The sequence below is a fragment of the Nocardia sp. IBHARD005 genome (genome assembly GCF_052814245.1).
Genome location: NZ_CP199935.1, coordinates 4,649,182 through 4,673,705, shown reverse-complemented (window position 1 = coordinate 4,673,705; position 24,524 = coordinate 4,649,182). Strand labels below are relative to the sequence as shown.

Annotated in this window: 25 protein-coding genes and 1 pseudogene; 15 read left to right on the top strand and 11 right to left on the bottom strand. The window is 66.5% G+C overall.

Going from position 1 to position 24,524, the window contains the following annotated elements; genetic code table 11:
- Positions 1–13 precede the first annotated feature (13 nt).
- Positions 14–538 (bottom strand): TerD family protein, encoded by a 525-nt coding sequence (locus ACTWPB_RS22045; RefSeq protein WP_446222470.1) that lies wholly within the window; start codon positions 536–538, stop codon positions 14–16.
- A gap of 200 nt (positions 539–738) precedes the next feature.
- On the opposite strand from ACTWPB_RS22045, the gene ACTWPB_RS22040 reads away from it, so the two are divergent.
- Complete coding sequence (locus ACTWPB_RS22040) at positions 739–1,500, top strand: spermidine synthase (RefSeq protein ID WP_446222469.1); 762 nt, start codon at positions 739–741, stop codon at positions 1,498–1,500.
- A 137-nt stretch (positions 1,501–1,637) separates the two neighbouring features.
- Here ACTWPB_RS22040 and cydB read toward each other — a convergent pair whose 3' ends face one another.
- From cydB to ACTWPB_RS22025, 3 genes are all read right to left on the bottom strand, one after another.
- Positions 1,638–2,660: a cytochrome d ubiquinol oxidase subunit II gene (gene cydB / locus ACTWPB_RS22035; RefSeq protein WP_446222468.1), complete on the bottom strand. Its 1,023-nt coding sequence runs from the start codon at positions 2,658–2,660 to the stop codon at positions 1,638–1,640.
- Positions 2,661–2,669: 9 nt separating this feature from the next.
- On the bottom strand, positions 2,670–4,127 hold the full coding sequence (locus tag ACTWPB_RS22030; RefSeq protein WP_446226440.1) for a cytochrome ubiquinol oxidase subunit I: 1,458 nt from the start codon (positions 4,125–4,127) through the stop codon (positions 2,670–2,672).
- A gap of 130 nt (positions 4,128–4,257) precedes the next feature.
- On the bottom strand, positions 4,258–5,001 hold the full coding sequence (locus ACTWPB_RS22025; protein ID WP_446222467.1) for a uracil-DNA glycosylase: 744 nt from the start codon (positions 4,999–5,001) through the stop codon (positions 4,258–4,260).
- Between the two features lie 95 nt (positions 5,002–5,096).
- Between ACTWPB_RS22025 and ACTWPB_RS22020 the strand changes: the two genes are divergently transcribed.
- Positions 5,097–6,596 (top strand): carboxylesterase/lipase family protein, encoded by a 1,500-nt coding sequence (locus ACTWPB_RS22020; RefSeq protein ID WP_446222466.1) that lies wholly within the window; start codon positions 5,097–5,099, stop codon positions 6,594–6,596.
- Positions 6,593–10,039: a carboxylic acid reductase gene (gene car / locus ACTWPB_RS22015; RefSeq protein ID WP_446222465.1), complete on the top strand. Its 3,447-nt coding sequence runs from the start codon at positions 6,593–6,595 to the stop codon at positions 10,037–10,039. Before ACTWPB_RS22020 ends, car begins: the two co-directional genes overlap by 4 nt.
- Before the next feature lie 3 nt (positions 10,040–10,042).
- On the opposite strand, the gene ACTWPB_RS22010 is transcribed toward car, so the two are convergent.
- Together ACTWPB_RS22010 and ACTWPB_RS22005 are read right to left on the bottom strand one after the other, a co-directional pair.
- Positions 10,043–10,291, bottom strand: coding sequence for a hypothetical protein (locus ACTWPB_RS22010; RefSeq protein ID WP_446222464.1), 249 nt, complete (start codon positions 10,289–10,291; stop codon positions 10,043–10,045).
- A gap of 243 nt (positions 10,292–10,534) precedes the next feature.
- Positions 10,535–11,095 carry a TetR family transcriptional regulator gene (locus tag ACTWPB_RS22005; protein ID WP_446222463.1) on the bottom strand — a complete coding sequence of 187 codons (561 nt, stop codon included), beginning with the start codon at positions 11,093–11,095 and terminating at the stop codon, positions 10,535–10,537.
- 93 nt (positions 11,096–11,188) lie between these two features.
- Here ACTWPB_RS22005 and ACTWPB_RS22000 point away from each other — a divergent pair, with 93 nt between their 5' ends.
- From ACTWPB_RS22000 to ACTWPB_RS21990, 3 genes are read left to right on the top strand one after another with little or no spacing between them, the layout of a single operon-like run.
- The gene (locus ACTWPB_RS22000) at positions 11,189–11,659 is read left to right on the top strand and encodes a DUF4334 domain-containing protein (protein ID WP_446222462.1); all 471 of its coding nucleotides are present in this window, start codon (positions 11,189–11,191) and stop codon (positions 11,657–11,659) included.
- A complete protein-coding gene (locus ACTWPB_RS21995) occupies positions 11,659–12,747 on the top strand; it encodes an NAD(P)-dependent alcohol dehydrogenase (protein ID WP_446222461.1) in 1,089 nt (362 codons plus the stop codon). Before ACTWPB_RS22000 ends, ACTWPB_RS21995 begins: the two co-directional genes overlap by 1 nt.
- 25 nt (positions 12,748–12,772) lie before the next feature.
- Positions 12,773–13,108 carry a TetR/AcrR family transcriptional regulator gene (locus ACTWPB_RS21990; RefSeq protein WP_446222460.1) on the top strand — a complete coding sequence of 112 codons (336 nt, stop codon included), beginning with the start codon at positions 12,773–12,775 and terminating at the stop codon, positions 13,106–13,108.
- 10 nt (positions 13,109–13,118) lie between these two features.
- Here ACTWPB_RS21990 and ACTWPB_RS21985 read toward each other — a convergent pair whose 3' ends face one another.
- Positions 13,119–13,778 (bottom strand): TetR/AcrR family transcriptional regulator, encoded by a 660-nt coding sequence (locus tag ACTWPB_RS21985; RefSeq protein ID WP_446222459.1) that lies wholly within the window; start codon positions 13,776–13,778, stop codon positions 13,119–13,121.
- A 140-nt stretch (positions 13,779–13,918) separates the two neighbouring features.
- Here ACTWPB_RS21985 and ACTWPB_RS21980 point away from each other — a divergent pair, with 140 nt between their 5' ends.
- The 8 genes from ACTWPB_RS21980 (at position 13,919) to ACTWPB_RS21945 (ending at position 20,691) form a co-directional block, all read left to right on the top strand.
- Positions 13,919–14,713, top strand: a complete 795-nt coding sequence (locus tag ACTWPB_RS21980; protein WP_446222458.1) for an alpha/beta fold hydrolase — start codon at positions 13,919–13,921, stop codon at positions 14,711–14,713.
- Positions 14,710–16,158: a flavin-containing monooxygenase gene (locus tag ACTWPB_RS21975; protein WP_446222457.1), complete on the top strand. Its 1,449-nt coding sequence runs from the start codon at positions 14,710–14,712 to the stop codon at positions 16,156–16,158. The genes ACTWPB_RS21980 and ACTWPB_RS21975 overlap by 4 nt, the downstream gene beginning before the upstream one ends.
- Positions 16,155–17,819, top strand: coding sequence for a GMC oxidoreductase (locus tag ACTWPB_RS21970; RefSeq protein ID WP_446222456.1), 1,665 nt, complete (start codon positions 16,155–16,157; stop codon positions 17,817–17,819). Before ACTWPB_RS21975 ends, ACTWPB_RS21970 begins: the two co-directional genes overlap by 4 nt.
- 14 nt (positions 17,820–17,833) lie before the next feature.
- Positions 17,834–18,394, top strand: coding sequence for a DUF4334 domain-containing protein (locus ACTWPB_RS21965; protein ID WP_446222455.1), 561 nt, complete (start codon positions 17,834–17,836; stop codon positions 18,392–18,394).
- A 52-nt stretch (positions 18,395–18,446) separates the two neighbouring features.
- Positions 18,447–18,749: a hypothetical protein gene (locus ACTWPB_RS21960; protein WP_446222454.1), complete on the top strand. Its 303-nt coding sequence runs from the start codon at positions 18,447–18,449 to the stop codon at positions 18,747–18,749.
- Between the two features lie 23 nt (positions 18,750–18,772).
- Complete coding sequence (locus ACTWPB_RS21955; RefSeq protein WP_446222453.1) at positions 18,773–19,060, top strand: hypothetical protein; 288 nt, start codon at positions 18,773–18,775, stop codon at positions 19,058–19,060.
- A gap of 103 nt (positions 19,061–19,163) precedes the next feature.
- Positions 19,164–20,402, top strand: a complete 1,239-nt coding sequence (locus ACTWPB_RS21950) for an MFS transporter (protein WP_446222452.1) — start codon at positions 19,164–19,166, stop codon at positions 20,400–20,402.
- Positions 20,403–20,460: 58 nt separating this feature from the next.
- Complete coding sequence (locus ACTWPB_RS21945) at positions 20,461–20,691, top strand: hypothetical protein (protein ID WP_446222451.1); 231 nt, start codon at positions 20,461–20,463, stop codon at positions 20,689–20,691.
- Between the two features lie 223 nt (positions 20,692–20,914).
- Here ACTWPB_RS21945 and ACTWPB_RS21940 read toward each other — a convergent pair whose 3' ends face one another.
- The gene (locus ACTWPB_RS21940; protein ID WP_446226439.1) at positions 20,915–21,532 is read right to left on the bottom strand and encodes a methyltransferase; all 618 of its coding nucleotides are present in this window, start codon (positions 21,530–21,532) and stop codon (positions 20,915–20,917) included.
- A 72-nt stretch (positions 21,533–21,604) separates the two neighbouring features.
- Entirely contained in the window at positions 21,605–21,949 is a 345-nt protein-coding gene (locus tag ACTWPB_RS21935; RefSeq protein ID WP_446222450.1) for a methyltransferase family protein, read from the bottom strand.
- A 76-nt stretch (positions 21,950–22,025) separates the two neighbouring features.
- Between ACTWPB_RS21935 and ACTWPB_RS21930 the strand changes: the two genes are divergently transcribed.
- Complete coding sequence (locus ACTWPB_RS21930) at positions 22,026–23,282, top strand: salicylate synthase (RefSeq protein WP_446222449.1); 1,257 nt, start codon at positions 22,026–22,028, stop codon at positions 23,280–23,282.
- A gap of 10 nt (positions 23,283–23,292) precedes the next feature.
- Here the strand turns inward: ACTWPB_RS21930 and ACTWPB_RS21925 are convergent, their stop codons facing one another.
- Positions 23,293–23,541, bottom strand: a complete 249-nt coding sequence (locus ACTWPB_RS21925) for a hypothetical protein (protein ID WP_446226564.1) — start codon at positions 23,539–23,541, stop codon at positions 23,293–23,295.
- Between the two features lie 22 nt (positions 23,542–23,563).
- Positions 23,564–23,866, bottom strand: a pseudogene (locus ACTWPB_RS21920) (cytochrome P450); the annotation flags it as partial.
- Positions 23,867–24,524 lie beyond the last annotated feature (658 nt).

Genomic DNA, 24,524 nt, shown 5'->3' with positions numbered 1-24,524 from the left:
AGATTGTCGGACCTCAGTGGAGGTAGCCCGTCAGTTGAGGGACCGCGTCGACGACGTGCTGGGCGTTGATCGGTCGGCCGATCACCGTCAAGGCCCAATCCTGGAAGGGGCGGTGCAGTGTGCCGACGACGATACCGGTGTGTGCGCCGATACTGCCGAGGTCGATGCGGACCAATTCGATGCCGGTGACATTGTCGACGACCCGGCAGAAGCCGTTGGCGATCTGGTCGAATCGTTGGCCGGTGTAGCAGGTCACGAGGAACACGATCGTGGTGACCGCGGGATCGAGAAGGGTCAGGTCCGCCACGATGACTTCGTTGTCGCCGTCGCCATCGCCGGTGACGCTGTCGCCGAGGTGGCGCAGCGCGCCGTCGCGCGAGGTCAGTTGATCGTGGTAGGCGGCGTCGACGAAGTTCTCACCGGCGAACGACAGCGCCGCGGCGTTGAGATCGATGTCCTTGGGGCGGGCGCGGGTACCGTCGGCGTGGGCGGGGTCCCAGCCGAGGCCGATGCTGAGGTGGGTGATGGTGTGAGTCATGCGGTACTCCTGGCCGAACGAGTGGGTTTCCGTCACTGATCGCACCCCGCTCGGCCGAGCTCGAGCCGGGCTACCGACCAGGCTCCCCGGCTCGCCTACCCGTAAACATGCCGTAAAGACCACGCCCACCACAAGTCTGAGGGCGCCGCCGGGCCCGTTGCCGGCCGGATTCTGGTTGTCGCAGGACTACCGTGACGGCGATGAGCGCACGTTTCGAAGAACTCGGCTGGCGGCAGACCCCGATCGGGGAGATCAGTTTGCGCCGGCGGTTCGATCCGACGGTGCGTGCCGATGTCTACGAGGTGAAGCTCGGCGACGAGTACCTGATGTCGAGCTTGTTCACCGTCGCCGAACGTGAGCTGTCGCGGCTGGGGCTGGCACGGACACCGGGCGACCGGCTGGATGTGCTCGTCGGCGGGCTCGGGTTGGGTTACACCGCGCGAGAAGCGTTGACGGACCCGCGCATTCGTGAGCTCACCGTGGTCGAGTACTCCGACGCGGTCATCGACTGGCATCGACGGGATCTGCTGCCCGACACCGCCGGGTTGGCTGCCGACCGCAGGGTCGAGCTCGTCTGCGCGGACTTCTTCGCCGCGGCGGCGGCGCCGGTGGGATTCGATCCGGCACGCCCCGGCCATACGTACAACGCGCTACTGCTCGATATCGACCACTCGCCACGTCACGTCCTGCACGGCCCGAATGCCGCGTTCTACACCTGCGAGGGCATGCGCGCGGTCGCGAACCACCTGATCGATGGCGGCACCTTCGCCATGTGGTCCGACGACGCGCCGGATGACGAATTCCGCGCGATTCTCGAATCCGTCTTCGTCGATGTCGAGGCACAGCCGATCGTGTTCGACAACCCGCTCACCCGCGGGCAATCCAGCGCGACGATCTACCTCGCGACTCGGCCCGACCGCACCCGGGGCACAGGTCACGACCAGACATCCGGCATCCCCTAGAACGACCCCAACGGCGTCCCCGCGGGCAACGTCAGCCGCAGGGACGCCGGCGTGGTCTACCCCCGCGACCGCCAAAGGCGAGCCTTGCCATTTCGGCATGGTCTACCCCACCGCTGCGGATGCTGTTGCCGGACAGCCTATTTCGTGAGTGGCAGGCCGGTCGGTGCGGGGATCTGGTCGACGGTGAGCCGTTTGCGGAAGACCCAGTAGGTCCAGCCCTGGTAGATCAGGACCACCGGGGTGGCGAGTACTGCTGCCCAGCTCATCACCTGGAGGGTGTAGCGGCTGGAGGAGGCGTTGTCGATGTTCAGGTCGAACTCGGGGCTGATGGTGGAGGGCATCACGTTCGGGTACAGGGAGCCGACCAGCAGGATGGTGGCCGAGGCGATCGTGAGCGTGGTGCCGACGAAGGCCCAGCCGTCGCGGCCCGCCGCGGTGGTGCCACCGGCGACGACAAGGCCGAGTACCGCGGCGCCGAGGGCGACCCAGGTCCAGCCGGAGCCGTAGGCGAGCTGGGTCCACAGACCGAAACCGCCGACGATCACCACCGTGGGAACGAACAGGATCCGGACGCACTCGCGGGCATCGTCGCGGACCTCACCACCGGTCTTGAGCGCCAGGAAGATCGCGCCGTGTAGCGCGAACAGGATGGCCGTGGTCGCCGCGCCGAGCAGTGCGTAGGGGCTGAGCAGATCCCATACCGAGCCGACGATCTGCCGCTTCTCGTTCAACGGCACGCCACGCACGAGATTGGCGAACACCCAGCCCCACGCCAGTGCCGGAATCCAGGAGCCGATGCCGATACCGGCGTCACACCAGGCCCGCCACTTCGGCGAGTTGATCTTGGATCGCCATTCGATGGCGCAGATCCGCAGGATCAACGCCACCAGCAACAGCAGCAGCGCCAGGTAGAAGCCGGAGAACAGGCTCGCGTACCACTCGGGGAACGCCGCGAACATCGCGCCACCGGCGGTGATCAGCCAGACCTCGTTGCCGTCCCAGACCGGGCCGATGGTGTTGAGCACGACGCGCCTGCGCACATCGGAACCCCTGCCGAGGATCGGCATCAGCATGCCGACACCGAAGTCGAAGCCCTCGAGGATGAAGTAGCCGGTGAACAGCACGCCGACCAGCACGAACCAGAATTGCTGCACACTCATCGTCGTCTCCTAGTACGCGAAGGACAGCGGCTCGACAGGCTCGGCGCGGTGCCTGCCGCCGCCACCGTCGTCATCGGGACCGGACTGATCGTCGGATGCCGACGGCCCCGGCTCGGGCCCGACCACGGTGTAGCGGTGCATCAGGTAGAACCAGACCACGGCCAGCGCACCGTAGAGCAAGGTGAAGACCACCAGGGAGAACACGACGGTGGCGGTCGCGTGCGCCGAGACGCCCTGGGCCACCGTCATCCGAATGGTCTTGTCGCCGACGGGGTTCGGAACCACCACCCAGGGCTGGCGACCCATTTCGGTGAAGACCCAGCCCGCGCTGTTGGCCAGGAACGGGGTCGGGATGGCGATCAGGCTCAGCCACGAGAACCAGCGATTGTCGGGCACGCGACCGCCGCGGGTCAGCCAGAAACCGGCCAGCAGCAACAGCACCGATCCGGCCAGCAGGCCGATCATGGCGCGAAAGCTCCAGTAGGTGACGAAGAGGTTGGGCCGGTAGTTGCCCGGCCCGTAGTCTTCGACATAGGACCGCTGCAGATCCTCCACGCCCTGCAGCGTCACCCCGCTGAACTGGCCTTCGGCCAGGAACGGCAGCACATAGGGAACCTCGAGGACGTGTTCGACACTGTCGCAGTTGTTGTGCGTGCCGACAGTCAGAATCGAGAATTCCGGGTCGGTCGCGGTGCGGCACAGCGATTCCGCCGATGCCATCTTCATCGGTTGCTGCTCGAACATCAGCTTGCCCTGGATATCGCCGGTGATCGCGACCACGACGATCGACGCGGCGACGACCCAGAGGCCGAGCCGGGCCACCGGCCGCCACATCACCGTGGCCTCGTCGAGTTTCGCCGCGTCGCCGCTGCGCGCGTTGCGCACCATGAACCAGCCCGCGATGCCGGCCACGAAGGTGCCCGCGGTCAGGAAAGCGCCGGCGACCACGTGGGGGAACGCCGCCACGGTGGTGTTGTTGGTGAGCAGCGTCCAGATGCTGTCCAGTTCGGCACGATTGGTCTCGGGGTTGAACCTCGCACCGACCGGGTGCTGCATGAACGAGTTGGCCGCGATAATGAAATAGGCGGACAGGTTGACACCGATGGCGACGATCCAGATCGTCGCGAGGTGAACGAGTTCGGGCAATCGGGTCCAGCCGAAAATCCACAGACCGATGAAGGTCGACTCCATGAAGAAGGCGATCAACGCTTCCAAAGCCAGTGGGGCACCGAAGATATCGCCGACAAATCGGGAATACTCACTCCAGTTCATCCCGAACTGGAACTCTTGCACGATGCCGGTGGCGACACCGATGGCGAAGTTGATCAGGAACAGTTTTCCGAAGAACTTGGTGAGCCGGTACCAGTGTTCTTTTCCGGTGATCACCCACGCCGTCTGCATGATCGCGACGAGCGGTGCCAGGCCGATGGTGAGCGGCACGAAGATGAAGTGGTAGACCGTGGTGATACCGAATTGTCATCTCGAGACATCCAGTGTGCTCATTGCCAGCGAACTCATCTTCGGATCTCCTGCCATCGCAGTGAACTGTGCCGAAAGAATTCGTCTGGATTTTAGGTGACGGAGGCGCGAATTCCGGTCAGGACTCGGCGATCGTCTTCGCGCGCAGCAGTATGTCTTCGATCATCGCGGGGCTCACCCGGCCGGTGGCGGTATTGCGCTGACTCACGTGATAACTACCGAGCACGGTGACCGATCGGCCGTCGGGATGGGTGAGAACGACGTGCGCGCCGTGGGTGAAACGAGGACGTGGGCGTGGCACATTCCACCCGCCTGCCTGCAGGACGGCGAACAGCGCCTGCCAGCCGAAGGCGCCGAGGACCACGATCACCCGAAGCGTCGGGCTGAGCAGTTCCAATTCGCGGCTGAGGTAGGGCGCGCAGCGGCGACGCTCCTCGGGTGTCGGCTTGTTCTCGGGCGGGGCGCAGTGCACGGGTGCGGTGAGCCGGGTATTCACCAGTTCGATGCCGTCGTCACGGCTGACCGGATGCGCGCCGGTAGCCAGACCGACCGCGTGCAATGCGCCGAACAACACGTTGCCGCTCGGGTCGCCGGTGAACATGCGGCCGGTCCGGTTACCGCCGTGGGCGGCGGGGGCGAGGCCGACCACGAGAATTCGCGCATCGGCGGGCCCGAAACCGGGTACCGGCCGACCCCAATACTCTTCGTCGCGGAACGCCGCGCGTTTGACGACGGCGACTTCTTCGCGCCAGGCGACGAGCCGGGGGCAGGCACGGCAGGTGGAAACCAAGTGATCTACTGCGGCGATATCGGGGGTGGATTCCGCCGCCTGCGGGGCTGTTTCCGGATCCTCGCCGGTCATCGGCACAGTCTAGTCCGCGACACGGATGCGACTTCGAGACAGTTCGCCGACCGAACCAGCTGCGCGGTACCGTCGGTACCACGTACATTCGAGGGATGTTGTCCACCGAGATCGTGAGCGCCGACGGAGTCGTGCGCGGTCGTGCGGGTCGTCGAATCGCCCGCTGGCGTGCCCTGCCCTACGCGGCCCCACCCATCGCAGCGCTGCGGTTGCGTGCTCCCCAGCCCGTTCGACCGTGGACAGGGGTGCGGTCGGCGACCGAGTTCGGTTTCGCCGCGGTGCAGAACCCGAACGGTGCCCGCGTCGGGCCACGAACCTGGCAACCCACCGGGGAAGATTGCCTGACGCTCAATGTCACTGCCCCGGTGACGTCATCGGCGACCCCGCGCCCGGTGATGGTGTTCTTCCACGGTGGGGGATACCTGATCGGCACGTCGAGCATGTACTCCGGCGCGCGGTTGGCCGCGCGGGGTGACGTGATCGTGGTGTCGGTGAACTACCGCCTCGGCGCGCTCGGATACGTCGACTTCAGCGAATTCTCCACGCCGGACAGGCCTTTCGATTCGAACCTCGGACTTCGCGATCAGGTCGCGGCGCTGGAATGGGTGCGTCGCAATATCGCCGCGTTCGGCGGTGACCCGGACAACGTCACCATCTTCGGTGAATCGGCCGGTGCGCACGCGGTGGTCAGCCTGCTCGCGACCCCCACCGCACGCGGCCTGTTCCATCGGGCGATCGCGCAGAGCGCCCCCGCTGACTGGACCTCGACACCGGACGAGGCGCGCCGCTTCGCCCGCCGCTGCCTGGACCGGCTCGGCGCCACTGCTGCCGACGCCGCGACCGCCCTGAGCACCGTGTCCGCGAAGGAGCTGTGCCGGGCCGGCGACCGTGCACTCGGCCGGTCTCTGCGCGAGGAGCCCGGCAGCTTTGCCTATTCCCCTGTTGCGGACGGCGACTTCCTGCCGGAGGCGCCCTTGGACGCGATGGCGGCGGGCCGCGCGCATCCAGTGCCGTTGATCATCGGCACCAACCGCGACGAGGCGACTCTGTTCCAGCGCTTCGCCAAATCGGTGCCGCACACCCCCGAGCAGCTCGAGGCCATCTTCGAACGCTATGAGCCAGGCACCGAACAACGGGTGACCAGCCGCTACCCCGGCTACCCGGCCGCGCGGACCGCCGTACGTGTCGGTGGCGACCACCTGTTCCTGCGCCCGACGCTGGCCGTCCTCGAAGGCCACAGCCGATACGCCCCCACCTACGCGTACCGATACGACTACGCCCCGCGCGCACTGCACCTGGCGGGCTTCGGTGCCACCCACGCACTCGACCTGGTCCCTGTCTTCGGCTGGGTCGACGGACCGGTCGGCCGCGCGATGACAGCGGCCGGCGGCAGGCGGGCGTTCCTCTCGGTCCAGGACTTCATCCAGGACAACTGGCTCAGCTTCGCCCGGACCGGCCGACCGCCCGCGCCGTGGACGCCTTACACCGCCGAACGCCGGACCACCTGCATCATCGACAATCCACCGCGCGTACTGGTGGACCCGGAGTCCGCGCAACGTGAAGCATGGCAAGGCATTCGGAAGTGCGAAGCATGACCGTAGAGCTAGACCCGGGCCGGCTGGCTGACCGCATCAAGGCGCTCTATGCCGAAGACGAGCAGGTCCGTGCGGCGCGGCCTGCCGAGGACGTCCACGCCATCGTGACGACCCCCGGACTTCCGGCAGCACGCATCGTCGAGACCGTCATGACCGCCTACGCCGATCGTCCGGCGCTCGGCACCCGGCGTACCGAGCTGGTCGGCACCGGCGGACGATCCATCCGAAAGCTGTTGCCGGAGTTCGAGGTACTGACCTACGGGCAGGTGTGGGAGCGCACTCGCGCGCTCGCCGCGGCCTGGCATCGCGACGGCGTCGTCGCGGGGGATTTCATCGCGGTACTCGGGTTCACCAGCGCCGACTACACCGTGCTCGATCTCGCCACGATTCACCTCGGCGGGGTCGCGGTGCCGCTACAGGCGGGCGCGGGTCTGGAGCAGTTGCGGTCGATTCTCGACGAGACCGGGCCGACGGTGTTCGCGGTCGATACCGCGCACCTGGACATCGCCGTCGACGCGGTCCTGGCCGGCGCCACGCCACGCTCGCTGATCGTGTTCGACCATCACCGCGACGACGACGATCACCGCAATGCCCTCGACGCGGCCCGCGCCCGTCTGCGGGCCGGGGGATCGGCCCTTGTGCTCAACACGCTCGGCGACACCATCGAACAGGGCCGCCTCGCCGACGCGGCGCCACTGAACGTGCCCGCCGACGGCGAAGATCCCCTCGCTCTGCTGATCTACACCTCGGGCAGCACCGGTACACCCAAAGGCGCGATGTACACCCAGCGCCTGGTCGCGGTGGGCTGGCAGCCCGCACGGCCGCTGGCCGCGATCAATGTCAACTTCCTGCCGATGAGCCACATCGCTGCCCGACTCACCCTCAACAGCGTGCTCGCCCGTGGCGGCACGGCGTATTTCGCGGCAGCGCCGGACCTGTCCACGTTGTTCACCGACATCACACTGGTGCGGCCCACCGAGATCTTCCTGGTGCCGAGGGTGTGCGACATGATCATGCAACGCTTCCGCCACGAGGTCTGCGAGCGCGGCGACGCGGTGAAAGCCGAACTGCGCGAACAGTTCCTCGGAGGCAGGCTGATGTCGGCGTTGTGCGGCAGCGCGCCGATCGCACCCGAGTTGCGTACCTTCATCGAATCGGTGCTGCACCTGCGCCTACACGACGGGTACGGCTCCACCGAGACCGGCGGCGGCGTGATCTTCGATACGAAGGTGATGCGCCCGCCGGTGCTGGACTACAAACTCGTCGACGTGCCCGAGCTCGGCTATTTCGGCACCGATAAGCCGTATCCGCGCGGTGAGCTGCTGCTCAAGACCACCACCATGATCGCCGGGTACTACCGTCGGCCAGAGGTGACGGCCGAGGTCTTCGATGCCGAGGGTTTCTGCCGCACCGGGGACGTGGTCGCCGAGCTGGCGCCCGACCGGTTGGCCTATGTCGACCGCCGCAACAATGTCCTCAAGCTCTCCCAGGGCGAGTTCGTGACGGTGTCACGGCTGGAAGCGGTGTTCGCGGGCGCGGATCTGGTGCGCCAGATCTATGTGTACGGCAGCAGTGAACGGTCCTATCTGCTGGCGGTTGTGGTGCCTACCGAGGCTGCGCTCGCGGGGCCCGCCGAGGAGTTGCGCGCCGGGGTGAGTTCTTCGCTGCACCGCGCCGCGGTCGCGGCCGAGCTCGAGCCGTACGAGATTCCGCGTGACTTCCTTATCGAGGCCGAACCGTTCTCGACGGCCGACGGGATGTTGTCCGGAGTGGGGAAACTGTTGCGGCCCAAGCTGAAACAACGGTACGGGCAGCGTCTCGAGAAGCTCTATGCCGACCTCGCGCGGGGTCAGGAAGACGAACTGCGGCGGTTGCGTCGCGATGCACCGGGTCTGCCGGTGTACGACACCGTCGCCCGTGCCGCGCACGCGGTGCTCGGTGGCGATCGGGCAGATCTGCGTCCGGACGTACGGTTCGGTGATCTCGGCGGTGATTCGCTGGCGGCGCTGTCGTATTCGACCTTGCTGCGGGAACTGCTCGCGGTGGACGTGCCGGTGAATGTACTGCTCGGACCGGACAGCGACTTGGCGCGGATCGCCGACTACGTGCGACGTGAGCGCGAACCCGGCACGCGCAGAACCGATTCCGATGCGGTGCACGGCGTCGGCGCTACCGAGATTCGCGCCGCGGATCTGACACTCGAGAAGTTCGTCGATGTCACAGCCGTGGCGCGCGAGCCTGCCACCGCGCAGGCGAGGACGGTACTGATCACCGGCGCGAACGGCTATCTCGGACGTTTCCTACTCCTGACCTGGCTGGAACGGCTCGCCTTGCGGGGCGGCACGGTGATCTGTGTGGTCAGGGGTGGCGACGCGGTCACCGCCCGCGAGCGCCTCGACGCGGCCTTCGACACCGGCGACAGCGAGCTCGCCACCCACTTCCGGGCTCTCGCGAAGAACGCCATAGAAGTGCTGCCCGGTGATATCGGTGAACCGAATCTCGGTCTGCCACAGCCGACATGGGACCGGTTGGCCGCCGAGGTCGATCTGATCGTGCATTCTGCGGCCCTGGTGAACCATGTGCTCCCGTATGCGCAGCTGTTCGGCCCGAATGTGGTGGGCACGGCCGAGATCATCCGGCTGGCGTTGACCACTACGCGCAAGCCGGTGAGCTATCTGTCGACGGTGGCCGTCGCGGCACAGGGGGAGTCCTTCACCGAAGACGGCGACGTGCGAACCATGAGCCCGGTCCGCCGACTGGACGGTTCCTATGCCAACGGCTACGGCAACAGCAAGTGGGCTGGCGAAGTTCTGTTACGCGAGGCGGCCGAGCGATTCGGCCTGCCCGTCGCGGTATTCCGTTCGGACATGATCCTGGCGCACAGTCACTTCCGCGGCCAGCTCAATGTGCCCGACGTCTTCACCCGGCTCGTGCTGAGTGTGCTTGTCACCGGGGTCGCGCCGAAGTCGTTCTACCGCACCGATTCCCACGGGCGACGACAGCGCGCCCACTACGACGGACTGCCTGCCGACTTCGTCGCCACGGCGATCACCGAACTCGGTGCCGCCGCGACGAGTGGCTACCGCACCTACGATGTTCTCAACCCGCACGACGACGGCATCTCGCTCGACGTCTTCGTCGACTGGCTGATCGAAGCGGGCCACCACATCGATCGCATCGACGACTACGGCGATTGGTTCGCCCGCTTCGAAACCGCGCTGCGCGCCCTCCCCGAACCCCAGCGCAAACACACCCTGCTCCCGTTACTCGACGCCTACCGCAGGCCCGGCCGTCCACTGCCCGGCTCGGCCCTGCCCGCCGACGGATTCCGCGCCGCCGTCCGCGCCGCACAGATCGGCCCTGACAACGACATCCCGCACCTGCCGGCAGATCTCATCGCCAAATATGTTCGCGACCTGACCCATCTCGGCCTCCTGGAGTAGCCCTCACCGGTGGGGCCGTGCGATCCAGGAGTGCCACCCGCCGTCAAGGATCAGGTCGGCCAAGCGCTGGTAGCCGCCACTACCGGGGTGTGCGCCGTCGCCCGCGGTGGCTTCACGGGTCCAGATCGGATCGTCGGCCAATTGTCTTGTGGTGGCGACGAACGGCACATCACGTGCGCCGCACAGATCTGACATTTCGTCGGCGAGTTCCGCTGTGCGATGCAGGTGCGCCTCGCCGCCATCGATGTTCATTCCGGCAACTGTACGAGGTGGGGGAGCGGGGCCGAGCTGCTCGGTTTGACCGGTCGCGGGGGAGCGGATCAGCGAAGGGGCACAACGGGTTTGACGTGTGCAGGTGGCGGTGATCCTCGGTTGTGGTCCTCCTGTCGGTTTAATAAATGGCGATACTGCGATATATGCATCTAACTATGTGTTTCACCTACTACATCATCGCCACCTCCGTAATCAGGCAGTATTCCAAAAGACACAAGGAGGTCAGGGGGCCACCATGCGCGCGACGGCCGACACCGTCGCCGCGCGCTGCTCAGCCAGGCGGTCACGGCCGGCGACGGCGGATCCGGCCCGTGCATGCGTGGCCGATGTGCGGGCAAGGTCGGTGAGCATGCGGAGCAAGATCGGGGCCGGGATATCGGTGGTGATGAGTCCTTCGTGCTGGCCGCGGCGGAGTTCGGTGATCTTCATGTCGATGGTGCGGCGCAGAACCTGGGGAATATCGCCGGACGGTTCGAGTTCGGACCAGGCCTGTAGACGGGCGTTGTCGGGGTGCGCGATGAAGTGGTCGAACAGGCGGCCTACATAGGCGGGAAGGTCGTCGGCGGACATGGCGGCTTCGGTACTGGTCTCACTGGTCCAGCGTTCGGTGACGGCCGCGTAGAGCTCGTTCTTGCCGGGGAAGTAGGCGTAGAGCCGGTCTTTGCTGGCGTGTGCGGCGGCCGCGATGCGGTTGATCCGGGCACCGGCGATGCCGAATTCGGCGAACTCCGCTTTCGCCGCGGTGAGTACTCGCTCTCTTGTTGCCTGACCTGCCGCCCGCATGCGCCGCATCGTACCTCTTGCCGAACCATCTGGTTCGGAACTATGGTCCAATGTGGAACCGGACGGTTCTGAACTCTGTGAGACGAGGGCTTGATGAGCGCGGACAAACCACGGTGGCAGCAGCTCAGGGAGCAGGCCGACGGTGTCACGACCGCCGATCTGGACCAGCTGTGGACCCGGCTACGCCCGGCCCGCGCCGAGGAGATCCTCGGTGAATGGCGCGGCGACGCTTTTCAGACCGGTCATCCGCTGTGCCGCGCACTGCCTGCCAGCCGGTGGTACGGAAAGAATTTCCTCGCCCTCGATGACGCGAAGCCGCTGATCTGCCGAGCCGAGGACGGCACTCTGTTCTCGAATGTCGAACTGGGACAGGGCGAAGCGACCCTGTGGAATATCGAGTTCCGCGGTGAGGTCACCGCGACCATGGTCTACGACGGCCGCGCGGTGTTCGATCACTTCAAGTGGCTCGACGACACCACGCTGATGGGCATCATGAACGGGCGCCCCGAACTGGTTCTCTCCCACGGCGAATACTTCTATTTCCTGCTGGAACGGGTCTCCTGATGCTGACAACGGCGGTGTTGTCGCGTGATCCGGCGGCGGGGTTCTCGATCGAGCCGATCGAGGTCGACGAGCCGCGCGCGGGGGAGATCCTGGTGCGGATCGTCGCCGCGGGGATGTGCCACACCGATCTGGTGAGCCGCCGCGCGGGTGCCGCGGATCGTCCGATCCTGCTCGGACACGAGGGCGCCGGTGTCGTCGCGGCCGTGGGGTCCGAGGTGCGGACGGTCCGGCCAGGCGATCATGTCGTGCTGACCTTCCGGCACTGCGGTGCCTGCCGTAACTGTTCGGCTGGGCGCCCTGCCTACTGCGACCGCGCGACCGCGCTCAACCAGTTCGGACGACGCGCGCACGACACGCCCCGCGTCCTTGTCGACGGTTCCCCGATTCTGGACGGGTTCTTCGGCCAGTCGAGTTTCGCCGGTTACGCGCTGACCACCGAGGACAACACGATCGTGATCGACCCGTCGATCGACCTGGCGGTGGCGGCGCCGTTCGGCTGTGGATTCCAGACCGGTGCGGGTGCGATGCTCAACGCGTTGCGGCCGGAGTCGGGGGCGTGGGTCGCTGTGTACGGTGCGGGCGCGGTCGGGATGGCGGGTCTGCTCGCTGCTCGTACGATTCCCGACGTCCGCGTGGTCGTCGTCGAGACATCGGCTGCGCGGCGGGAACTGGCTGTGACGCTGGGTGCCGACGCCGCGCTGGATCCCGCCGACGGGCCCACCGCGCCACGTATCCGCGAACTCACCGATGGTGGTGCGACCCACGCGCTCGACACGACCGGCGTCGCCACCGTCCTCGCCGATGCCGTCGCCGCGCTCGCTGTCGGTGCCACGGTGGTAGCCGTCGGTCTCGGCCGTGGTACGCCGCCGATCGATATCGGCGATCTCGTGCTGCACGGCAAGGCGATTCGAGGCTGCCTCGAAGGCGACAGTGTGCCCGGCACCTTCATTCCCCACCTGCTCGATCTGTACGCGGCCGGTCGTTTCCCGGTCGAGCGCCTCATCGCCCGGTACCCGCACGCCGAGGTCGGCACCGCGCTGGCCGACCAGCGCGCGGGCGCTGTCGTCAAGCCGGTGCTCACATGGTGAGCACCCTCGAATCCGCGGACGCATCATGACACTTCTCTCCAACGACATCCCGACCGTCGAGAGCGCCGAGGCGGCGGCTCGTACCCAGCGACGACTCGCGGTGCTGAGTGCCGCGCGTGCGGTCTTTGTCGCCAACGGCTACCACGGTGCGAGCATGGACGACATCGCGATCCGGGCGGGAATGAGCAAGCCGGTGTTGTACACGCACTACGCGAGCAAGCTCGACCTCTACCTCGCTGTGCTGCAGGGTTATCTGGACCGGATGGTCGACGGCATCCGCGACGCGCTGGACGACGCCACCGGCCAGGAGGACAAGGTGCGTCGCGGCGATCAGGGGCGAGCCCTTCGGCGCGGGTCGTAGCCGAGCGTGCTCAGTTCGGCGCCACCGGCAGTGGACTTCCGTCGAGCAGTTCATCGCTGGGTAGCTGTCCGCTGAGCACGGCGAGCGCCCGCTTCCATCGGCGCAGCACCGCTTCGCGTTCGCCGAGTGTGCCGGTGAGCATGGCGGTCATCGAGAGTCCGGTGAGCAGGTCGATGGTGAACTCGACCAGGACCTCGGCGCGCGGATCCGAGGCATACGGTTCGCCGAGTACTTGCAGGTAGAGCCGGCGCATTTCGGTGAACACGCGACGTTCCTCGGTGACGAGCTGGTCGCGGAGTTCGGCGTCGGTGCGCGCGGCGACCCACAGGTCGAGTGCGGTGAAGAAGGCGGGACTGTTCAGGTCGCGCCAGGCCAGGTCGACGACGGATTGCAGGCGGTCGCGGCCGGGTGGGAGGAGTTCGGCTTCGCGCCGGAACTTCTCCAGGCGGGTGTCGACCACCTGGGTGGTGGCGGCGATGAGCAGTTCGGCTCTGGTGGGGAAGTGGTGCTGCACGGTGCCGCGGGCGAGCCCGGCGCGTTCCTGGACCGCGCTGACGGTGGTCGCCGAGTAGCCGCGTTCGAGCAGGCATTCGGCGGTGCAGGCCAGGATTCTGGCGCGCGTGGATGCCCGACGTTCGGCCTGGGTGCGGCGTGGTTGTTGCACGGTCACCTGAGAAATCGTACGTGCTGCCGACAAGATTCGGTAGATTGGTGAAAAGGTGTCGGCCGTCACCTCTTGACGACGGTGTATCGAGCTGATGCAATCAAGAAACCGTACGTAGTAACTGTTTATCTGGATGAAGGGCTGCGATGACGCAGATCTCTCACCTGCGCCGGGGCAGTGGTTCGCCGATCGTGCTCGTGCACGGTCTCGGCAGTCGCCGGGAGGTTTTCGCGCCGATCATCGATCTGCTGGCCGAACAGCACGAGGTGATCGCGATCGACCTCCCCGGCTTCGGTGACTCGCCCGCGCTCGACGAGGTGCGGCCCGGTCCGCGTGGTTACGCCACCTGGCTCACACAATGGTTGGCGGACAACGGGATTCGACGCCCGCACGTGGCAGGCAGTTCCATGGGCGGCGGTATCGCCATCGAACTGGGCCGCGCCGGGGTGGCGTCCGGGGTCACCGCGTTCGCGCCGGTCGGCTTCTACGGGCCCGTCGGACGGCGGTGGACCCAGTGCCTGCTCACCAGTATGCGTGGCGCCGCCCGTGTCGCCGGGCCGGCATTGGACCGGCTGGTCGAGTATCGCGCAGGCCGCATGGTCCTGCTCTCGGCCATGTTCGGTCACCCTGTCCGTGTCGACCCCGATGCCGCCCGTACCGACCTGGCGGGGCTGGCCGGGGCCACCTCCTTCACGGCCGCGCGCGACGACTTCGGCAATTACGTCCTCGATCCCGGCGACGACCGCGGATCGTTGGGTGAGATTCCGGTGACGATCGCGTGGGGCACCCGCGACATCGTGCTCGTGCACCGCACCCAGAGCGCCCGCGCCCGCCGGGTGCTGCCGTTCGCGCGTCATCTCGACCTCCCCGGCTGCGGGCACCTCCCGTTCAGCGACGACCCCGATACCTGCGCTCGCATCGTTCTCGAAGGGACCCCATGACACCGTCCATTGCAGTCATCGGCAGCGGGTTCGGCGGCCTGGCGGCCGTCATCGAACTGAAGAAGCGCGGCTTCGACGACATCGTCGTGTTCGAGAAGGCCGACGATGTCGGCGGCGTCTGGCGGGAGAACACCTATCCCGGTGCCGCCTGCGATGTGCCGTCCCCGTTCTACTCCTACTCGTTCGAGCCGAATCCGCGCTGGCCGCACCGATTCTCGCGGCAGCCGGTGATTCTCGACTACATCAGGAATGTCGCCGAGAAGTACGATGCCCGCCGCCACATCCGCTTCGGTACCGAGGTTCTCGGCGCCGCGTTCGACGACGAAACCGGGAAGTGGACGGTTCGGCTCAGCGGGGGGGACACCGTGGTGGTCGATGTGCTGGTGTCGGCGGTAGGCCAGCTCTCCCGACCTTCTGTGCCCGCGATCCAAGGACGAGACAGCTTCGGCGGCAGCAGTTTCCACTCCGCGCAGTGGGATCACGACATCGACCTGACGGGCAAGCGCGTCGCGGTCATCGGCACCGGGGCGAGCGCGATCCAGTTCGTTCCCGAGATCCAACAGCAGGTCGGGAAGCTGACGCTGTTCCAGCGGACCGCGCCCTACATCATCCCGCGCCCCGACCGCGAGTTCTCGGCGCGCCATCAGCGGGTGTTCGAGAAGCTGCCGGTGACCGAGCTCGCCGAACGCGGCACCTGGTACGGCGTGGTCGAAGGGCTCAGCGTCGCGTGGGTGTACGCCAAACCGCTCGCCGCGGCGATCAAGGCCGTCTCGAAGTGGCACATGCGCAGACAGACCAAGGCCACACCGGGCCTTTTCGAGAAGGTGTGGCCGGACTACCCGGTCGGTTGCAAGCGAATCCTGTTCTCCGACAATTATCTTCCGGCGCTGACCGAGACGAATGTGGAGGTGACCACCGAGCGGATCGCCGAGATCACCTCCTCGGGTGTGCGCACCGCGGACGGGCGTGACCACGAGGTCGACGTCATCATCTGGGGGACCGGTTTCACCAGCACCGAGTTCCTTGCCCCGATGACCATCACCGGCGCGCAGGGCAGGGAACTGACGCAGGAGTGGGACAGCGGCGCGCACGCCTACTACGGCATGACCGTGCCACGGTTTCCGAACCTGTTCATCATGTACGGCCCCAACACCAACACCGGTGGCGGCTCGATCATCTACTTCCTCGAGGCGCAGGCGACGTACCTCGGCGACTATGTCGCCCATCTCGCGGCGTCGGGTCGCGCGCTGACGGTCCGTCCGGACGTGGAGCAGGCCTACGACGCGCGGATCCAGGCCCAGCTCACCGGGAGCGTGTGGAGCCGGTGCTCGTCGTGGTATCGCCAGGCCGACGGCCGGATCACGACCAACTGGCCACTGCTCGGAATCCAATACAAGAAGCAGGCGCGGTTCGACCCCGCCGACTACGAGGTGGTGTCGCGATGAGTGACTACGACTACGACGTGATCGTCGTCGGTTCCGGTTTCGGTGGCAGCGTGACCGCGCTGCGCCTGACCGAAAAGGGTTACCGGGTAGGTGTTCTCGAATCCGGCAGGCGCTGGAACGTCGAGGACTACCCGAAGACCAACTGGAACATCCCCAAGGCGATCTGGGCGCCGCGCCTCGGCCTGACCGGGCCGCAGCGGATCAGCGCGCTCGGCAAGTGCCTGGTCTTCAGTGGTTCGGGTGTGGGTGGCGGTTCGCTGATCTATGGCAATACGCTCTACGAACCGTTGCCGGAGTTCTATGCCGATCGTGCGTGGGCGCACATCACCGACTGGAAATCCGAGCTCGCGCCGTACTACGACCAGGCCGCGCGGATGCTCGGCGTGGTCGAGAATCCGCGCGTCGGGCCGAAAGACGATGTGCTGTTGCAGGTCGCGCGCGATCTGAAGGTGGCCGATACCTTCCATCGCACCCATGTCGGTGTCTTCTTCAACGAGGGTTGCGAAGGTGTCGAGGTCGATGACCCGTACTTCGGTGGAGCGGGTCCACGCCGGGCGGGCTGTATCCACTGCTCGGAGTGCTTCACCGGCTGTAAGCACAATGCCAAGAACACCACCACGCTCAATTACCTGCACCTGGCCGAGAGCAATGGCGCGCAGGTGCATCCGTTGACGACGGTGACGTCGGTGGCGCCCGACGGGCAGGGTGGTTACCGCGTCGAGACGGTCGCGTCGAATGGCTGGCTGCGCAAGGAACGACGCACCTTCACCGCCCAGCAGGTGGTGTTCGCGGCGGCGGCGCTGGGCACCCAGAAGCTGCTGCACAAGTTGCGTGGCGACGGCACCCTGCCCGAGTTGTCCGCGCGGGTCGGTGAGCTGACCCGCAGCAACTCCGAGGCGATCATCGGGGTCACCAGTAAGTCGCGCCGTGACTTCGCCCAGGGCGTGGCGATCACGTCGTCCATCCACCCGGAACCGCAGACGCACGTGGAGGTGTGCACCTACGGGAAGGGGCAGAACGCGCTGTTCTTGCAGACCGTGCCGATGGTCGACGGTGGGGCGTTCCGGTTCCTGCGGCTGTTGCTGACGATGATCTTGCATCCGGTGCAGTTCCTGCGGTCGCAGAACGCCCACGGCGCCTCGGAGCGGTCGGTGATCCTGCTGGTCATGCAGTCGCTGGACAACTCGCTGACCTCCTACCTGAAGGGCAAGCGGTTGGTGACCAGACAGGGCAGTGGGGAGCCGAATCCGGAGTGGATTCCCCTGGCGCACGATATCGCCCGTCGATACGCGGCCGAATCCGACGGCATCACCGGCAACATCGCCACCGATATCTTCAATATCCCCGCGACCGCGCACTACATCGGTGGCTGCACGATCGGCGATTCCCGCGATACCGGCGTGATCGACCCCTACCAGCGCGTGTACGGCCATCCCGGCCTGCACATCGCCGATGGCAGCGCGATCACCGCCAACCTCGGCGTCAACCCGTCGCTCACCATCACCGCGCAGGCCGAGCGGGCGATGGCGTTCTGGCCCAACAAGGGTGAGCCGGATCCGCGCCCTGATCTCGGTGCCGCCTACCAGCGGATCCGTCCGGTCGCCCCGGAGCGGCCCGCTGTGCCCGCTTCCGCGCCCGGTGCGCTGCGACTGCCTGTCTGAGACGAGAGGACTTCATGACGATCGACCAACTCACCGCGCTCGAACCCGCATGTTCCCGGGAGGCGGCGCTTGCCCTGTTCGACAGTCTCGCGCCGGTGCCGGCGACCCAGCTCGGTGGCCGGTGGCACGGCCGCGAGCTGGCCACCGGGCACCCGCTCGACGGTCTGCTCGTCGCGTCCGGGTGGTACGGCAAGCAGTTCGACGGTGTGGACAGTGTGCATCCGCTGCTGTTCCGCGGTCCCGCGGGCGATGTTTTCGCTGTTGATCCGCAACGAGTGCCGTTGGGCCTGGTCGGCAAGGTGCCGAGCAAGATCGTCGACCGGGGTCGGGGTCTGCTCGCAGTGTTGAAACCGGCGTTGCGCGCCCGCGGCTACCGGGCGCGGCTGCGGGCGGTCGAGCATCGTGGGGTTGTCACGACGGCGATGGTGTACGACCATCTGCCGATCATCGATGTGTTCCGCCGGGTCGACGACGACACTGTGATGGGCCTGATGGACTACCGCAATTTCCCCGAGCCGTATTTCTTCGTTCTCGTTCGCGACAACCCGCACGATGGTGCCCGTTTGGCCGATTGAATCGGGGGTACGCGCCGAATACGGAGAACTCTCGTCGGAAGGAGGCCGTGCCATGACTGACTACGTTGATCCGCATCAGCACAAGTTTCCCGATACCGAGCGCACGACGCGCTCACACGCGGGTGAGTCGATTCAGGACTCGCTCAATTGGCCGGGGCTGTTCCTCGTCGGAATCGGAATCGTGATGCTCGCGGCCACCCTGACGGCCGCCGGTTCCGGATTCGCCGGATGGGCGGTGATCGCCGGAATCCTCAGCGGTGTGTGTTTGCTGTTCGGGGTGGGGATCGTGCTCGCCGAGCATCGCCGGATCAAGGTCGGCGAGGGTCTGCACCTCACCGATCCGTGTGGTCACTGAGGTCGGCCGCGGAAAGGACGTCGATGAACGAACGCGCTGAGCCGGGACGGATCATCGTCGACTATTCGCATCTGTTCCCCGGTGTGGTGGTGCGCGCCGATCGCATGGCTGACGAGTTCGACGTGGTGTTCTCCGATGGGGTGCGCACCGAGGCAGGCATTCTGCAGGACGACGACGGGGCCGCGGCGCTCGACGTCGTCGGTTATGCCACGGCCGCGGGGACGATGGAGCCCGCGCGGGTTTGGCCGATCACGTCGATCGAGGATGTCGGGTCCGGGGTGAATATCAAGCTGGGCCCCTTCTTGCGCTAGCGGCGAAGCCTCAACTCGATCGAGGAGGCCGGTTTGTCGTCGCTGGACCTTTCTGTGCCAAACGACTGGACTGGCGTCCATCTTTGCCACGATGATGACGCTCATGAGCGAGCACCCCGTACAACGGCGCACTCTGGCCGTCTTGGTCGCGGCGCAGATTTTCAGTGGCGCGGGGCTTGCCGCGGGCATCACCGTCGGTGCGTTGCTGGCGCAGGACATGCTCGGGTCGACCGGGTTGGCGGGGTTGCCCGCGGCGATGTTCACGATCGGGTCGGCCGCGGCGGCGGTCGGAGTGGGCCGGATTTCGCAGCGGGCGGGGCGCCGGGCGGGCCTCACCGTGGGCTATCTGACCGGCGCGCTGGGAAGTTTCGGGGTGGTGGCGGCGGCGGTGACCGAAAGTCTGGCGCTGCTGTTCGTGTCGCTGATCGTGTACGGGGCGGGCACCGCGACGAGTCTGCAGGCGCGATACGCGGGCGCTGATCTGGCGCAGCCCGCGCATCGGGCGCGCGCGATCAGCACGGTGCTGGTGGCGACGACGGTCGGTGCGGTGGTCGGGCCGAATCTGACGACGCCGATGTCGAATATGGCTGTGAGCTGGGGTATTCCGGCGTTATCTGGCCCGTTCGTGCTGTCCGGGGTGGCGTATGTGCTGGCGGCGCTGGTGCTGTGGGTGATGTTGCGGCCGGACCCGCTCGTGCTCGCCCGCGCGATCGCGCAGCCGCCCGGCGAGGTTGTCGTGACGGACACTCCGGCACGGTGGTCGGCGCCGATCGTGGCCGGGACGACGGTGATGGTCGTGACCCAGTTGGTGATGGCCGCGGTCATGACGATGACACCGATCCACATGCAGCATCATGGGCACGGGGTCGGCGCGGCGGGATTCGTGATCGCGGTGCATGTCGCGGGGATGTATCTGCCGTCGCTGCTGTCGGGGATGCTCGTGGATCGATTCGGGTCGGGGCTGGTCGCCGTGGCGGCCGCGGGCACCTTGGTCGCGGCGGGGTTGGCGGCCGCGCTCGCCCCGCCGAGTTCGGTCGGGGCGCTGGCGGTGGCGCTCGGGCTGCTCGGGGTGGGGTGGAATCTGGGGCTGGTCGCGGGGACGACGATGATCGCGGATGCGACGCCGGTCGCCACCCGTGCTCGCACACAGGGCACCGTCGATGTGGGGATCGCTGTCGCGGGCGCGGGTGGTGGGCTGGGATCCGGGGTCATCGTGGCATTTGCCGACTATCCGGGTCTGGCGTTCCTCGGTGCGGGGATCGCGCTGCTGATCGTGCCCGCGCTTGCTTGGGCCACTCGTCGGCCTGCTGTTCGCGACGAGGTCGTGCGGGTCGAGCGCTGACCGAGGTGTGGTGACAGCTCGTCGGGGCAGAACGCTGGGACCGTGCGATGATCTGGCGATGAAAGCTCAGACGAGCACCGCCCGGCTGTTGACACTGTTCGGTGGCGTCGCCCTCGTGATGCTGATGGTCAACTGGAGCCTGATGCGCGCGGTCGCTTTCGCGGTGATCTGGGCGGTCGCGGCGGGTGTGCTGGTCTTGCGCGACCGACGCCGTGGGACCGAGGGCATCGATGAGACCTCAGCCGCCGCGGTTTCCGACGCAGGCGCCTCAGACTCCGATGAGCGCTGAGGCCAGATCCGGCACATCCAGGGCCTGTATGGCCTGCTGGCGCACATCAGCAGCAGCTCATAGCAAATCAGCCCCACGCAGGGCGAGATACGGACCGACTTCCACTGCGCGATGCGTCCTAGCGGGTGCAGGGCCCGCCGACTCGCTTTCGGGTGTGGCGCCCATCGACGCCCCCGCTGTGACCCGGATTCTTGCCGGACTTCAGCGGGTGCGGGTGACGCGGCTACGTGGCGCGCGTTTCGATCAGTGCGCAGCCAACGGTCGTCGTCACCGCGTGCAGTTCGAATCCAGACTGGTTGAGCAGGGCTTCGTACTGCCCAATGGTGCGTTCGCGGCCGCCGAGTACAACCATCATGGCGATGTCATACAGGCTGTGTCCCACATCCTCGGGGGACGCGAGGTGTTCGATCAGTACGAGTCGTGTTCCTGGCACTATCCGGGAACGCACATTGGCGAGGATGCGGCGGGCATCGCTGTCGTTCCAGTCGTGGATTATCCGTTCGAGCAGGTAGAGATCGCCGCCGGCGGGCACCGGGTCGTGGAAGAAGTCACCACCGACAAGCGTGCAGCGGTGCCGGATGCCAGCGGCAGTGGCAGCCAGCACGTGCGCGGCCGCGCCGACGACTTCGGGCAGGTCGAACAGGGTTGCGGTGATACCGGGATGGCGGCGCAGAATCTCGGCAACGAGCGTGCCGGTCCCTCCACCGATGTCGACGACGTGGGCCCGCGCATCGAGATCGAGGTGGTCCAGGATCGTGGGGAGTCGGTGGCGGGTTCCCTCGGCCATACATTGGTTGAATGTGTCGGCTTGCTCTGGATGGTTGCGGTAATAGTCGAACAGGCCACACCCGAGGGCCTGGTCTGTGGCTGGGCGCCCGGTTCGGATCGTGTACTCGACCGCGCCATATGACTGCTAAAATGCCGGGTCGACAGCGGTCATCGCGGTACTGCGCAACGTACTCTCCGAGTCTGTGCGGAGCAGTTCCGCGAGATCGTTGAGGGCGAAGCGATCGTCGATGCGAGAAAACGCCCCGACGTTGGCCAATGCGCGAAGGGTGCGCTCGAGTGCGTCGGGGTTCGCCCCGCAGCGTCGTGCGAGCTCGGTCGCGGTCAGTGGGCCGTCGGCGAGGTGGTCAGGCACCCGCAACCGTGCGACCGCACCGAGCAATGCCGTGACGGCGGCACCTCTGATCATCTGTGCGAGCCGGTGGTGCGCTTCGGTGTTCACGTTTCCTGCTTCCTCTTCGAATGCGGGCATCTAGGCTTGAAAGATGAAGTGCGACAAGGCATATGCATTCAAGATAGTGGACTTCGCAGGGGATCCATGCGGATTGATGACCCGCTTGGCGGCAGCCGTCGAGCTCGACGAGTACGTCGTGTACGAACGTCCGCCGGTGTGGACCTTCGCCGCTGGCGCCGTCGCGGAAGTCGTTGTCACCCAGTCGCACTCGACGCTTCGGATCGATGGTTTCGAACGGGCCGTGGCGCGTGATCGGCGCACGCTGGCAGAGTTGCCGGCACTACTCGCGCAGGTCCCCCTCACGGACTGGCGCGCTTACGGGATGGCGATGTTCGAGATGTCCTATGGGGACACCGAATCAGCGGCCGATGAGCGGGCGACTCTCATGAAGCTGATCGTTCCGCGGGTTGAGGTCGTCGTGGACGGGGGCGAGGCAATTGTGCGCGGCGTCGACGATCGCGAGGTCGCCCAGTTGGCCGCACTGATCGCCGAGCCGGTCCCCGATTCGTCGCCGCGATGTGATCCGGTGGACGTCGAGTTCGAAGCGTCCGGTGCCGATTTCCGCGCCGCTGTCGCCGATGTCCTGCAGGAGATCAAGGCCCGCGGCCTTCAGAAGGTGGTGTTGTCACGCGATGTGCCGATCGACGGTGACGTCGATGTCCCCGCCACCTTTCGACTCGGCCGCGCGAACAACACCCCGGCGCGATCGTTCCTTCTTCACCTCGATGGCGTGCGGGCTGCCGGGTTCAGTCCCGAGATCATCGCGGAGGTATCGGCCGAGGGGCGCGTCCACACACAGCCGTTGGCGGGGACGCGTGCGGTCTCGACAGGTGCGTCGACCGGCGCCGACCTGCTCGACGACCCCAAAGAGGTGTTCGAGCATGCGATAGCGGTACGAAACTCTTGCCATGACATGGCTACTGTCTGCCGCCCGGAGTCGATTGCGGTCACCGACTACATGGCCGTGCAGAGGCGCGGGACTGTGCAGCACATTGGTTCGATGGTCAGCGGCGAGCTGGCGGCGGAGCAGACTTGCTGGGATGCCTTCATGGCGTTGTTCCCGACGTTGATCGGCAGACCACGTCCCGAGGCTTTCGAGCTGATCGGCAAATTCGAGTCCAGCCCGCGCGGCCCCTACGGCGGAGCGGTTCTCGCAATCGACTCCGCGGGCAATCTCGACGCGACGCTGACCATCCGGGCATTGTTCCAGCAGAGTGACGGCCGAACCTGGTTGCGCGCGGGTGTCGGATTAGTGCCACAATCCACGCCTGACCGGGAATTCGAGGAAACCTGCGAGAAGATGCGCAGCGTCGCGTCCTATGTCGTACGCCCGGCCGTAGTCGACGCGTGAGTGCGCTGAGTCAGGCCGGGATCAGTCGCAGAGGCAAAGAGTGCAGGCCACGTAACGTTTTGTGGATCATGCGGTGTGGCGTGTCTGTGGGCTCGATCGCCGCGACGTGGCGGGCCAGGGCTTCCAGGAGCGCGGCCCCTTCGAGGCGGGCGAGCACCATGCCCAGACAGGTGTGGATTCCCGCGGCAAAGGCCAGATGGGGAAGTGGCGTTCGATCGATGTCGAAATAGGTCCGGGTCCGTCCAGCGGCGCGGATCACGGTTCGCCGACCCGAGCAACAGCATGATCTTGGTATTTTCCGGCACGATCTGACCAGCTACCTCGACCTCACGGGTCGTGGTGCGAAAGAACACCGGTGAAGGTGATTCGAACCGCAGTGCCTCTTCGAACGTGGCTCGGATACGGCGTGGGTCAGCGCGCAGCAGCTGGAACTGGTCGGGGTGTGTCGCCAAGCACCACAGGACATTTCCGATGGCGAGGGCGGTGGTGTCGACGCCGGCGGAGAGCAATGTGCGAATGAGATAGGCGCTCTCCTGTGGGGTGTACCCGGCGGCCGTGGCGCGGCGGTGCAGCTGCGCTCCCATGCCCCTGGGGCGAACGCGTGCGCGCCGCAGTGCCGCATCGTCCAGTCGAGATCGGGATCGGCTGCCTCCGTAGCGGAATCAGCGGAACCGTCGCGCGAGCCCGGATTCCATTTGATCCGGCAGGTGCGCAGCATGGCTTCGCCGTGTTCGGCCGGTAGCCCGAACACCTCCGTGAACATCGCAAGCGGATAAGCCGACGCCAACTCGGCCATCGCGTCGAAGGGCTCACCGTGGGTCAACCGTGCCACGAACGCATCGGCTCCTGCTCGATAGCGTGGTGCGAGTCGATTGACCGCCGCAGGTGAAAGAACTGGCGCGACAACGCCTCTGCTTCGAGAATGCTCTGGCGGGTCGACCTCCGACAGCGGTGACAAGCGCCGCCACGGCTCTTCGGTACCGAAATTCGACAACCCGATCCCCGCCGACGAGCAAAATGTCTGTGGATCCCGCAGTACCGCCGACACGCTCGCGTACTGGGTGGCTGCCCACGCGTCATAGCGTGCGAGCCGAACCAATGCGCCTGCGGCGCGCAGCCTTTCGTATTGCGGGTAGGGGTCGGCGAGGAACGCGGCTGACATCGGGTCCGTATCGATGACCTGACTCGAATCAGTCACTGTGTCCTCCTGGCCAAGCTGACTCCGACCACCGAACAATCAAA

Coding starts and splice junctions, on each gene's coding strand:
- ACTWPB_RS22045 (WP_446222470.1), bottom strand. CDS start 538: ATGACTCACACCATCACCCACCTCAGCATCGGCCTCGGCTGGGACCCC.
- ACTWPB_RS22040 (WP_446222469.1), top strand. CDS start 739: ATGAGCGCACGTTTCGAAGAACTCGGCTGGCGGCAGACCCCGATCGGG.
- cydB (WP_446222468.1), bottom strand. CDS start 2,660: ATGAGTGTGCAGCAATTCTGGTTCGTGCTGGTCGGCGTGCTGTTCACC.
- ACTWPB_RS22025 (WP_446222467.1), bottom strand. CDS start 5,001: ATGACCGGCGAGGATCCGGAAACAGCCCCGCAGGCGGCGGAATCCACC.
- ACTWPB_RS22020 (WP_446222466.1), top strand. CDS start 5,097: ATGTTGTCCACCGAGATCGTGAGCGCCGACGGAGTCGTGCGCGGTCGT.
- car (WP_446222465.1), top strand. CDS start 6,593: ATGACCGTAGAGCTAGACCCGGGCCGGCTGGCTGACCGCATCAAGGCG.
- ACTWPB_RS22010 (WP_446222464.1), bottom strand. CDS start 10,291: ATGAACATCGATGGCGGCGAGGCGCACCTGCATCGCACAGCGGAACTC.
- ACTWPB_RS22005 (WP_446222463.1), bottom strand. CDS start 11,095: ATGCGGGCGGCAGGTCAGGCAACAAGAGAGCGAGTACTCACCGCGGCG.
- ACTWPB_RS22000 (WP_446222462.1), top strand. CDS start 11,189: ATGAGCGCGGACAAACCACGGTGGCAGCAGCTCAGGGAGCAGGCCGAC.
- ACTWPB_RS21995 (WP_446222461.1), top strand. CDS start 11,659: ATGCTGACAACGGCGGTGTTGTCGCGTGATCCGGCGGCGGGGTTCTCG.
- ACTWPB_RS21990 (WP_446222460.1), top strand. CDS start 12,773: ATGACACTTCTCTCCAACGACATCCCGACCGTCGAGAGCGCCGAGGCG.
- ACTWPB_RS21980 (WP_446222458.1), top strand. CDS start 13,919: ATGACGCAGATCTCTCACCTGCGCCGGGGCAGTGGTTCGCCGATCGTG.
- ACTWPB_RS21975 (WP_446222457.1), top strand. CDS start 14,710: ATGACACCGTCCATTGCAGTCATCGGCAGCGGGTTCGGCGGCCTGGCG.
- ACTWPB_RS21970 (WP_446222456.1), top strand. CDS start 16,155: ATGAGTGACTACGACTACGACGTGATCGTCGTCGGTTCCGGTTTCGGT.
- ACTWPB_RS21965 (WP_446222455.1), top strand. CDS start 17,834: ATGACGATCGACCAACTCACCGCGCTCGAACCCGCATGTTCCCGGGAG.
- ACTWPB_RS21960 (WP_446222454.1), top strand. CDS start 18,447: ATGACTGACTACGTTGATCCGCATCAGCACAAGTTTCCCGATACCGAG.
- ACTWPB_RS21955 (WP_446222453.1), top strand. CDS start 18,773: ATGAACGAACGCGCTGAGCCGGGACGGATCATCGTCGACTATTCGCAT.
- ACTWPB_RS21950 (WP_446222452.1), top strand. CDS start 19,164: ATGAGCGAGCACCCCGTACAACGGCGCACTCTGGCCGTCTTGGTCGCG.
- ACTWPB_RS21945 (WP_446222451.1), top strand. CDS start 20,461: ATGAAAGCTCAGACGAGCACCGCCCGGCTGTTGACACTGTTCGGTGGC.
- ACTWPB_RS21935 (WP_446222450.1), bottom strand. CDS start 21,949: ATGCCCGCATTCGAAGAGGAAGCAGGAAACGTGAACACCGAAGCGCAC.
- ACTWPB_RS21930 (WP_446222449.1), top strand. CDS start 22,026: ATGACCCGCTTGGCGGCAGCCGTCGAGCTCGACGAGTACGTCGTGTAC.